Here is an 11,071-nt window from a genome sequence, read left to right as displayed (position 1 = left end):
CCCCCCCCCGATTTGCAGCGGCGAAACCGCGCGGGATTTTCTCGGGAAATTTGCATGATTGGACGCTAATTGTCATACGAAACAGCGGGATGGCAAGTTCGGGTCTCATGGTTTTTGATGCGTCCACTCTTTGCTGCATTGTCGGTGATAGTTTGGTTTTGTTAATTTTTGCGGTAGTAGGTAAATGAGGGGGTTTCTTGAAAACCTGTCATTTTTGACAGTATACAGAACGATGGAAAAAGCCTTTAATTTTGACTAGGGCTGTTGAGTAGTTATAAAGAAATATAAAATAACTGGCGCTTAGTTCACTACTTAATATGTCGTTCCCCTGCCTGATAGGGCGGTCATTCTTTGAGTTCAGGTTTTCCCTAAACTGACGATAGAGGCATTATTGTGGGTTTCGTGGCGGTGGGTTCTCTTTTTTGCATAGTCGAGGATTGTGGCATGAATATGTATGACCGTAGATTGGCTGCCCGAAACGCTAGGCTCGCTTATTTTAAAAAGAGGTCAGTCGACCGGCTGTTAGCTGACAATTTGACCTCGCCCGAGATAGAGGGTGTGTTGGCTGGAAATCCACTAGGGTTATTGCCTGCCAGTTTACTTCAAGCATCTTTAAAAATAAAAGTTCCGGTGTGGATTGATTTCCCCCCTCGCGATACTATATTCGATTATGTATTTTTGCAGTGGCGTCCACAAGGCAGCAGCGATGGTGAGTATAAAGATCTTCAGTTAGAGGTTGACGGTATTAAAGTTCCAGGTCCTGCACCTGCCGCGGGAACGCTTTTAGAGTTCTTTATACCTGTTGAGTCTTTTACAGATTCTAATGGTAATGTCCTCAATGGTGCTTATGAATTTAGATACAGTGTAAAATCGTTTAATGGCGGACTGCTTAGTTCGTCTTTGCCTGTTCAGTTAGTACTCGATACTATCCCTCCTTACGGCAGCACGGGTTATCCCGAAGATTTGGTGCTACCGGTAGGGCCTGTTATTGATACTAATGTTGGTGCAATTAAAGCCGACATACCAGCCTATGACGATCAGGCGGAAGGTGACAAAATTGGCGTTTTCTGGATTAAAGGTGATGTGCCTGATGATATTTCTGGACTAACACCCATCGGGGGTTATCAGGATGTTCCCACAGATAAAGTATTTTCAATACCTGAAGCCATTATTAAAGCGGGCGGCGACGGTGATTTCTTTGCGGTCTACATTCTGCTTGATAAAGCCGGAAATGACAGCCGAATTGGCAAGTCGCACCTTATGCAAGTTGCGCTAGGCCCTTTGCCGACGCCTCCACTTGCGGCGCCTACCGTTCGCCATGCCGATGATGTTTCTGATGATCTCATCGATCGGGAAGATGCATTCGCGGGTGTGTTTGTCGATATAAATACGGAAATTAGTAACTGGAAAATCGGTGACGTTATCGTGGTGCAGTGGGAGGGGGCTACTTTGCTACCCTACCCAATAATTGGATTTCCAGTGAGTGTGCCTGTGCCGTGGCTAACAATGAAGGGACAGTACGATTTCACTGCCGGCGACTCCCAAGATACCGCTGTTAAGTACAGCCTTGTACGAGGTTCGCTGCCGTTCCCCTCTGAGGAGGTCACTATTAAGGTCGACCTGTCTAAGGTGGGACCGGAAAATCCAGGTGAGCCTAACCCCGAAAACCCTGCACTGGGGTTAGTGACCGTGACAAGTTTTACCAATGAAACGGACAAAATTGTGTTGGCCGATCGGGGAGAAAGCGCTACGGCAGCATTGGCTCCGTATGTGGGCATAGACAAAGATCAGCTTATTGAACTGTATTGGGCTGGAGCACTTGTCGGTAGCCATACCGTCGACGCAGAACAACCTGGCGATCCGGATATAGAGATTTCCGTGGCGTGGGCCGATATAGAAAAAGGCGGCAACGGTCTGGTGGATGTCTGGTTTAAAGTCTCACACCCAGATTTTATTAACGCTGAACATTCGAAATCCAAGCAGGTTGATGTGACTGCTGTTGATGTGAAACTGCCGGATCCGGTGTTCCCTAAAATTGACACTCAATTAAATTGGTTGAACTGCCCTTCACTGGAATTGACCGACGATGGATCGTATGGCGTACGTGTGCATATTCCGGCATCGGCATATTTGCTTGAAGGTAAAAAAATCAATATTAAATGGACCAGCTATACAGATACTTCGAACACTGTGCCGCTTACGGGTGGTGAACTCGAAAGTGGTGAGCTCACTGTTTCTAAAGACCAGCAAGATAACGGTCTGGACTTTTGGGTCAGACCCTATGAGACGTATTTTTTACCTATTTATGGGTTTGATGCTGACAATGATGGCAGTGGTAAAGTTGAATACACGCTGGAGGTGGCGGGTCAGCTTTATACAGGCACGACAACGGTCGAAATAGCCATGTGGGGCGCTGGTGTCTCATGCCCAATACCGCCGCCCATCATAAGTTGAGTGAATTTGTAGCAGCAGTCTGACAATCTCAGGATTACGACTACAATTCAAGTAGGCGTAGTCCTACATAGATTGTGGGTCGAGGTGCGTAGTATGCGCCAGTCTTTGTAAGACTTTATGAGGAATCCTCCTACGAGGATTCTTTATATTTTCAGCTGCCTCTCCAAAGGATATTCCATGCTCATATTTCGCTCACCCATACCGCATTTCTTCTGTCTGGTTGCGTTGGGCTCCAGTGTGTTTACCTCTGCAAGTATTTATGGCGAAACCATAACGGTCGATGGCTCAGACCTGACTATTGATGGGTCAAACAGTCCTCTTGATAATTACCGAGTGCTAAACGGGTTCACATTGACGGCGAATGGGGCCACGACTCAAAACATCGTCGCTACTGGATCAAAAGTCGTGCTCAACGGCTCAACACTCAACGGTACAGGCTCCAGCATTGGCTTGGGGCTCGCGTCAAGCAAGGCGACGATCACTGATAGTTTTATTAATAGTACTGGCGTAGGACTGCAAGCCGCTGGGTCTTCTTCTGGCATTGGCTCTTCAGCGGATATTTTCAGAAGCACCATCACTGGCGTAACGCGTGGGGCAACAGTCGACCACTTTAGCAGTCTCAACCTGTCTGAAACGAAGTTGGTCGCCACGAGAGCCGATGGGGTGGGCCTCGAAGTATTTAATGGTAAAGTCAACGCTGTTGCCAGCACGATTACCGGTGGCCTCAATGGCATTCAAGTGATTGATGTGTTCACGGTAGGTAACGCTGTCATCAACCTGGACAGCTCGACTGTCGTGGGGCAAGGGGGCGCAGCAATTGTTGTAGATAACTTCGGCCTCGGCACTAATAACGCCCAAATTAATGTATTCAATGGTTCTACACTTTCAGGTGCCAACGGTGTTTTGCTGGATGTTCTAGCAACTGCATCAGCCACGCTTAAAATCAGTGACAGCAATACTCATCTTGTTGGCGATGTGATTGCCGCATCGGGTGCTAAAGCCAGTGTCATCCTTGATAATCAGGCAACCTTGACAGGTCGCCTCAACAATCTTGAAAGTTTAACAATCAATAATCAGGCGCAGTGGGTCATGGTTGAAGACGGCACTGTGGCCGACATGTCCATGAATGGCGGTTCAGTTAAGTTTGGTGATCCTTCGGCGTATTACACCCTATCGGTAGGGAATCTTAGTGGTAATGGCGCTTTCCACATGGCTTCGGATTTTTCAACTGGGGAGACCGATAAGCTTGATGTGACAGGCACGGCTACGGGTGATCACCAATTGGTGGTCACCAGTTCTGGCGCAGATCCAATCAATGCCGATAAGCTTTATCTTGTTCACACGGCAGCAGGGGATGCTAAATTTTCACTGCTTAATGACCGCGTTGATGTAGGTGCATACTCATATGAGCTGGCAAGCACTGAAAATTCAGGCGCAACCGATTGGTATTTGAATCCTGAAAGTAAAACGATCAGCCCGGGCGCTGAATCGGTGATGGCATTGTTTAACACTGCACCTACCGTCTGGTATGGGGAATTGACCACACTGCGCTCGCGCATGGGTGAGTTGCGCATGGGGTCGGGCCAGTCCGGCGCGTGGATTAGAGCCTATGGCAATAAGTACGTGGTGTCAGATTCCTCGGGAGTTGGCTATAAGCAAAATCAGCAGGGGTTAACATTCGGGGCTGATGCACCACTGCCAGTTGGCGATGGTCAGTGGTTGGCAGGCTTGATGGCAGGTTACAGCAAATCTGATCTCGACTTGGATCAAGGGACTTCAGGTACGGTAAACAGCTATTACGCGGGTGCCTACACCACTTGGCTTGATGCGCAAACCGGTTATTACTTTGATGGTGTGGTTAAGGTTAACCGTTTTCAGAATAAGTCTGATGTCAGTTTGAGTGATAACACCAGCACCAACGGCCGTTATAACAACTACGGCGTGGGTGCTTCAGCAGAATTTGGTCGCCATGTAAAGTTTGATAAAGGCTATTTTCTTGAGCCGTACGCCCAAGTATCGAGTGTTGTGATTCAAGGCAAACATTACGATCTGGATAACGGGTTACGTGCTGAGGGTGATCGGACGCGTTCGTTATTGGGCGAAGTAGGCTCTACCGCGGGGCGAAGTTTCGAATTGGCGAGTGGTCAGACCGTTCAACCATATGTCCGTGTCGCCTATCTGCATGAATTCTCAAAAAACAATGAAGTTAAGGTGAACGATAATGTATTTAACAATGACTTGTCAGGCTCGCGAGGAAAGTTAGGCGCCGGTATGACGATGACGTTAAATCAGAAAATTAAACTGTATGCCGACCTTGAATACAGTAAAGGCGATAACGTTGAGCAGCCATTGGGTGGTTCTGTAGGGCTTCACTACAGCTGGTAGGTGTTAATAGGCTGGTTGTTCAGAGATAACACAGGGTGCCTAGTAGTTCTGCTAGTAGCGGGCTGATTGAAATGCGTGCTAAATATACTTTAAGCGCTGTGCGTGCAAAGTAAGATGTTGAATTTAACTCTGCTAGCCAGATTAAGAATCAATTGAAATTTAGTGAGCATCGGTTATGACTGATATTTATAGCAAGAAAAATGTCAACGCGGCTACAGGATTGACAGGCACACCTGATTTGAATTCACAAGATGATGACCTGGAAGAGCCTCAGATACAGGGGGTTCTGCCAGGATTGCCTGAAGGACTAATTCCGGCCTCTGCGCTGAACAGTCCATTATCTATTGAGGTGCCCGTATGGACTGACCTTCCTCCGGCTGGAGGGGTTGATAAACTCTCGTTTGAATGGCGCAGACAAAATACGGCTAATGCTTTTAATATGCTTCAAAGCTATGACGTTAAGGGGCCAATTGCAGAGGCTGATTTCCCGCTATCGTTTGATATTGATGCAGGAAAGTTGGACTTCGAAGAGGGACCATTTGACATCAGGTACCACATAGTCAGTTTCAATGGTGGGACTCTAAGCTACTCTAAAATTGTCCCCTTGGTCATTGACCGGACACCTCCCTATAAGCATGCCAAACCCAGTGCATTACTGCTTCCCGCCACGCAAATTACTATTCCTTTCTTTGAAGCCAACGACGATAAATTTGTCTGTGTTATACCGGAATATACCGATCATCAAGACGGCGATGAAGTGGTTTATTTTTGGCGGACCAGTTCGGGCAGTCAACTCATTGATCAGATACCGGTACCCGCCAACCGAGAGTTAGTCTATACCCGTGCTCAGATTGAAGCTGCGAAGAACGGTGAGTGTTATGCCGAGTACCAACTTATCGATAAAGCAGGTAATAGTAGCCCGTTGAGTGAGTCAGTGCCCATTGAAGTGGACATGGCGCCCCGTTCTCTTGGGTACGTAAAAGTTAAAGGCGCTAGCGGCTCATCTCAATACGGGAAACTGAATATCGATTTTGTAGGGGAGGGCCCTGGAGATGGTATTGCTGTTAATCTTCCTGTCGCTGCTGATATTTATGAGGGCGAGAAGGTCCGACTTCAATGGGCTGATCCCCTGGCGTTTAATGCGGTTACTCTGAGCAACGCCGATCCGGACGATCCTTTATTGTTTAACGTACCCAGAAAAAATATTGCAGCCCATATGGAAAGCAGTTTGGCCGAAGGAGTAGATTTTATTCCGGTCTATTATGAGGTTCTCGATGGTGTAAGCCTTGAAGTGGTCGCGACGTCAGCCATCTATGGCTTGGTTATCACTGATATATTAGCAATGAACTATCCAGTCGTGCAGTGCTCATATGTAGATGGGAATATATTGAGTCTCTCAAAAGTACCCGCCTCGGGAACGGAAGTGAGTATTGGTATTTGGCCATTTATGGCGGATGATCAACATATCAAATTTAAACTGGTTGGTTTGGGACTTGATGATAAGGACTTGGAAGTAATGTTCTTTGAGCATAAAGTGACTGCCGGGGATGTGGCAGATAAGAAGGTAAGTGCCACATTGGCTAAGGCAGAACTTGAGAAATTCAAGGTGGGCGTTAATCTTTTTTTTGAAGGGGAAGTGACGTTTAATAATAAGGCCTACTGGTATAACTTTAGGCCGTTGTGGGCGAATTTGACACGCTAGATTATTGTTTCCCCCGCTTTTTAGTTATATGGAAAAGCGGGGGTCGTATTATTTATAAGTAAGAGTGAAGTTCAAGGCTCCTTCCACCGACCCGGACTCAACTTCATCAGCTGGATGGGTTTGATACATGCGGGCCTTGAAGTCCATAACCGTATTGCCCGGCTGAATGGCGATGACAGGGACTTCTACGCCTAGAGCTATTGGCGTCAGGCCATCGGCCCTGAGCATTTGAATACCTACCCCCTTTGCCGTGGCGCTAGAAGCCAGTGTAAATATCCCTTTAGCAGCATCAAACACCATCGATCCTTTGGCCCCTTCAAGACGAATATTGGCAGTTGCGATATTTGTGTTCGTCGGGTCCGCCTCACAGTTAATCAGATTGATGTGAAAATCGACTGCATCTGTGACGTCGCCCTCTTGAGTAAAGTGCGTGCTGTCCCAACTGCCTAGTTGCACAGGATCTGCGCTGACGGGGCTGCCTGACAAACTGCATTGAGCTTGCACAACAGTACCGGTAACGCCATACGTAAATGCCTTGCCTATGCCGCTAAAGTGACCGCTGAACAACTGAGCGCCATTAAGCGTGTGTACGCCGGGAGCGAGGGTGCCGATTTTAATCAACGTGAGTTGATGCCTTAGATTCGACATGGCGAAGTTAGCGCTGCCCATTGTGCCTCTGTGTTCTGCGTCCATCGGCACATAAGGACCATTGAGCGCAATGAACGAGTTATCTTCTGCACCCTCTTTGACCAAAGGCCTTTGCAACTCGATTCTGATACCAACGCCTGGAATGTTGGTGTGCAGCACTGTACCTGGCATGGGCGGCAGGGGGCCCATGAATATGGGCGCCGATGCAATGGCGTTGAAGCTTAATACCGTGCCAGTCAGACTGTCGTTTGTGCATCCGAGGGCTCCACCCTCAGCGTTGTCCGTGAACAAATTTTTAACGGTACCAATGATGCTACCCAAGGGCGCATCTCTGGGAACATAAACGGCGCCCACATCGGGTGTGAATGAGAGAGGGCCTGCCCCCGATGTCCAGTAACAAGTGTTTACTGCTTGTGCGGCAGTTGCCGTGGACATCGCGAAACAGAGAGCGAGTCCAATCAGGCCTATTAACCGTTGTGTAAACGTGTTCGTGTTCATTGAGTCATTCCAGGTTGACCGGGCGGTTCATTGAATAGCCGTACTTGGAGAGGGCTGTTCATTGGCAAACCAGTTTCTGCACATGAAATCCGTTGATTTCTTGCATTGTTGTCGGTTCTGTCTGCATTTTGCAGCTTTGCTCTTCAGCAGGTCCCCAGCGTACGTTCAATGTGTGCGACTGCAGCGTTGTGGACAGCAACATTTGGCCGGCCTGGCCAATAATGCCCATTTGTTCACCCGTGAGTGAGCTGACCTGAGCTGCAAAAGGTAGGGGTTGGCCGTTGACTGTCGTGGCCGTTATCAGGAGCCGGTTAACTTTTCGGGCAGAGAACACGCTTTTAACAATTGCGCCTCGGCGAGGCACCACTTGGGCGGTTGCGTTCTCGATCTCTATGTTTGGGCCCAGGTCGTCAGTGTTGAGTTCCAGATAATTAACCCGATAGGGGCGCAGGTAAGGAGCCAATACAAACCCCCTGTCATTGGTGCGCATGGCACCAGCATTGGCGACACCCACTCCTGCAATTTCAGGGACCTGAATCAAGGCCATGGTTTCACCTAAATAGGGGCTGAACGTGATGCCTTGGTCGTGAAGCATGATCGCGCCATTGGTATTCAAAGACAGGCTGCGGTATTCACGACCCACGGTGATGCCACTTCCCATGCTGGCAAATGGCGCCTGGTAGTTGGCCGATAACGTTACGGACTCTTGCTGTTGGTCGGTATGGCTGATTGAGCCCCGATAATTGAGAGTGTTGTCGTAGGCGCTGCCACTCATGCTTGCGCGCTGACTGTAGAGGTTGGCATTTTTTTGCAGATCAAATGTGACATTGCTGGCACGGGCAAAGTCCAGAGGCATCGAAATACTTAAGCCTATCTGTCGATCACTGGCGTAGGTGTCGCTAAGTGACTGCGATGCAAATAGGTTGAAGGTGATGTCCTGGTATTGGGTATTGAAGCTGAATTGAAACTGACGCTGCTTGTAGTTCGTCCCCCAATAATCTTGATGTGACAGCGAAAGGTTGAGGGAACTGCGAGTGGTTAAACGTTGATAAATCGAAGCTTCTATACGGCTTCGGCGGCTACCGAAAAACGTCGAGTCTTGGCTGCGCTGGCGCAGCGCTTCGTCAAAGTCTCGGTAGCCCTCGGTTGAATAGCGATAACCGGCAAATCGCAGGTTAGTGCCCGAGTTAAAGGATTTACCGAATTTGATGGCATAGCTCAAACCCTGGAGGCTCTGTACATCACTCGAATTGATCTGTGCACTTGAACGAGTGGCATCAAATGCCAAGGCGCCGAATGCGCCCAGATCCTTAGCGATCCCCACGGTGCCGGCCTGATAAAAATTGCTCCCCATGACACCGCCATACAGCGTGGAATTCCAGGCTGTGCCCATCGCTAATGTGCCTTGCCATAGCATTGGCTCGCTCAGGTGGGTTGCTGCGTTGTAACGGCCCCCCGCAGCGCTATAACGCCAGACGCCTTCGCGCAATAGATTGCTTAGCGTTGCATAAGGTTGAGTAAAGCGTCTTACCTGACCGTCTTCTTCTGTGAGCACAACTTCGAGTTCGCCACTGCCGCCTGCAGTGCTCAGGTCGTCGATCTCATAAGGACCGGCACTCACATAGGTTGAGTAAATGGGGTAACCGTTTTGCCGCACTTCGAGTTTGGCGCGAGTCAGCGCCACACCCCGAATGATCGGGGCGTAACTTTGCAGGACGTCTGGCAGCATCCCGGGATCTGAGCGAAGCACGACCCCCTGGATAGGAATGCTGCGAAAAATATCACCTTCAGTTGAGGCTTCACCTAGCGTCAAATTTGCGCGGGTGCCCGGAATATCGCGTTGCAGGTAAGTAAATGAGCGTGTCCACTGGTCATCATCGGAGTCATCCTGCCGAAAGGATTGACTGCTTCGAAAACGCCACTCGCCAAGGTTGATGCCAGTGCTGAGAAGTAAATCCTGGCTGCTACTCTCGCCCCTGTAGCGGTTTGAGCTCTGCTGTGCCGAAGCCTGGTAGTTGATGAAGGCAGCATTGATGCCGGTATCCAAGCGTTTGGGGTCAACATGCCCCACAACATCACGGCGCAACGCAATCTGCGGGATTGAGATATCCAGCAGCATTTTGCTGTTGTCAAAATCCACTTTTGAACCGGGTATCAGGTTTAAAAGATCCACGCAGGCTGCTTGTAAAGAAGCGGGGTCTTGAACGCTGTCAAGTTTGACCCCGATTAACGCCAGTAAACTGGCAGGCAGGCAGGGCTGGAGTGTTTCGCCATCGGTACTCAGCTGTAAGTGGATTAGCTGTTGTTCAAACACCTGTGAGTTGGCTTGAATGAGCACCCAATAACGGCCTGGACTAAGGTCATGGCCTTTAGACAGGGCCTCAAGTGCGAGGTTGCCCGTTTCCGTGGCTTGGCCTTGGTCTTGTCGCATGAAGCTGGATTGAAATTGGGTTGCCCCGCTGGCGAATGAAAAGGCTACAGTTGTCAGGTTGAAGCTGGCACTGATGACAACCAACCTGGTAAATCTCAGGCGCGCAGAGGCATTGCGCAAGCCGGGTGAGCAGATCATGGTGAGTTCCTGGCAGGTCAATGCAATGGTTAGCTTTAGTTGGCGGGCGCCACAGGAGCAGTCAAAGGTGTGCTGAAGCCGCCGTAGTCATTGATTGCAGAGAACAGGACCCGTATATCGGCGCCGAGCTTGATGTTACTCAGTGGGTAAACCTGACGTGACAGTGGGGCGGCCATCGGCGGGTTTTTAGGGGACTGCGTGTGTCCGCTTGAACTGACATCCAGGCGTATAAAGGAAACGAAGTAGGGGCTTGGGTTGTAAACCTCAAGGTAGGGTTTACCTTGGATATTCTTTATAGACCATTGCAATTCTTTTAAGCGAGTTTGAGGGTTACCCTTAATCAAGGACGGGCGATAGAACAACTTAATACGTGTGCGTAAAGCAATATTCAGCACCCCACCTTCAATCTTTGTAGTTTGAGGGATTTCTTGTATGTTGAAATAGAACACCGATTCACGATCGTCAGGTAATTGATGCGGAAGCATATTTATTTGTACATGTTGTTCTTTGCCTGCGTTAAGTCGAAATAAGGCAGGTGACGGAATAAAAGGCACCGTGGTGCTGCTGTCATCGCTGGCAGTATTGACCCAGGTTTGAACCGCAAACGGTTTCTTGCTGGGGTTAGAAATAATAGCGGACACACTGCGTTTATCGCCGTCATACACAACGCGTGTGCCATTTATAACGAGGGCTGCGTGATTGGTAGCACTGTAGAGCACACATGTTGTTACCATTGCCATCACGCGTAAAGCGGGTCTTGAACCGTTGACCTTTCTGATGAAACCGAACATGGAGTGCGGACCTGTTGGCAAAGT

General features: G+C 49.1%; 7 protein-coding genes. 4 read left to right on the top strand and 3 right to left on the bottom strand.

Annotated features, from left to right (window positions below; all coding sequences use genetic code 11):
• The 4 genes from B347_RS26855 to B347_RS0106830 form a co-directional block, all read left to right on the top strand.
• Window positions 1–188: hypothetical protein (locus tag B347_RS26855; protein WP_237719104.1), on the top strand; the 188-nt coding region annotated here is incomplete at its 5' end.
• A 256-nt stretch (window positions 189–444) separates the two neighbouring features.
• Window positions 445–2,454, top strand: coding sequence for a hypothetical protein (locus tag B347_RS0106840; protein WP_019408961.1), 2,010 nt, complete (start codon window positions 445–447; stop codon window positions 2,452–2,454).
• A 177-nt stretch (window positions 2,455–2,631) separates the two neighbouring features.
• Entirely contained in the window at window positions 2,632–4,839 is a 2,208-nt protein-coding gene (locus B347_RS0106835) for an autotransporter outer membrane beta-barrel domain-containing protein (protein ID WP_081498265.1), read from the top strand.
• Window positions 4,840–5,014: 175 nt separating this feature from the next.
• Entirely contained in the window at window positions 5,015–6,541 is a 1,527-nt protein-coding gene (locus B347_RS0106830) for a hypothetical protein (protein WP_019408959.1), read from the top strand.
• 48 nt (window positions 6,542–6,589) lie between these two features.
• Here the strand turns inward: B347_RS0106830 and B347_RS0106825 are convergent, their stop codons facing one another.
• The 3 genes from B347_RS0106825 to B347_RS0106815 are packed head-to-tail and all read right to left on the bottom strand — an operon-like array spanning window position 6,590 to window position 11,047.
• Window positions 6,590–7,687 carry a fimbrial protein gene (locus B347_RS0106825; RefSeq protein WP_019408958.1) on the bottom strand — a complete coding sequence of 366 codons (1,098 nt, stop codon included), beginning with the start codon at window positions 7,685–7,687 and terminating at the stop codon, window positions 6,590–6,592.
• Between the two features lie 58 nt (window positions 7,688–7,745).
• Window positions 7,746–10,256: a fimbria/pilus outer membrane usher protein gene (locus tag B347_RS0106820; protein WP_019408957.1), complete on the bottom strand. Its 2,511-nt coding sequence runs from the start codon at window positions 10,254–10,256 to the stop codon at window positions 7,746–7,748.
• A gap of 35 nt (window positions 10,257–10,291) precedes the next feature.
• Window positions 10,292–11,047: a fimbria/pilus periplasmic chaperone gene (locus B347_RS0106815; protein ID WP_081498264.1), complete on the bottom strand. Its 756-nt coding sequence runs from the start codon at window positions 11,045–11,047 to the stop codon at window positions 10,292–10,294.
• Window positions 11,048–11,071: the final 24 nt, after the last annotated feature.

The organism is Pseudomonas psychrophila HA-4 (assembly GCF_000282975.1).
GTDB classification, from domain to species: Bacteria; Pseudomonadota; Gammaproteobacteria; order Pseudomonadales; family Pseudomonadaceae; genus Aquipseudomonas; species Aquipseudomonas psychrophila_A.
Note: the sequence above shows the minus strand (reverse complement) of the source record. Positions and strands in the feature narration are given on the sequence as shown.

Coding starts and splice junctions, on each gene's coding strand:
- B347_RS0106820 (WP_019408957.1), bottom strand. CDS start 10,256: ATGATCTGCTCACCCGGCTTGCGCAATGCCTCTGCGCGCCTGAGATTT.
- B347_RS0106815 (WP_081498264.1), bottom strand. CDS start 11,047: ATGTTCGGTTTCATCAGAAAGGTCAACGGTTCAAGACCCGCTTTACGC.
- B347_RS0106835 (WP_081498265.1), top strand. CDS start 2,632: ATGCTCATATTTCGCTCACCCATACCGCATTTCTTCTGTCTGGTTGCG.
- B347_RS0106840 (WP_019408961.1), top strand. CDS start 445: ATGAATATGTATGACCGTAGATTGGCTGCCCGAAACGCTAGGCTCGCT.
- B347_RS0106825 (WP_019408958.1), bottom strand. CDS start 7,687: ATGAACACGAACACGTTTACACAACGGTTAATAGGCCTGATTGGACTC.
- B347_RS0106830 (WP_019408959.1), top strand. CDS start 5,015: ATGACTGATATTTATAGCAAGAAAAATGTCAACGCGGCTACAGGATTG.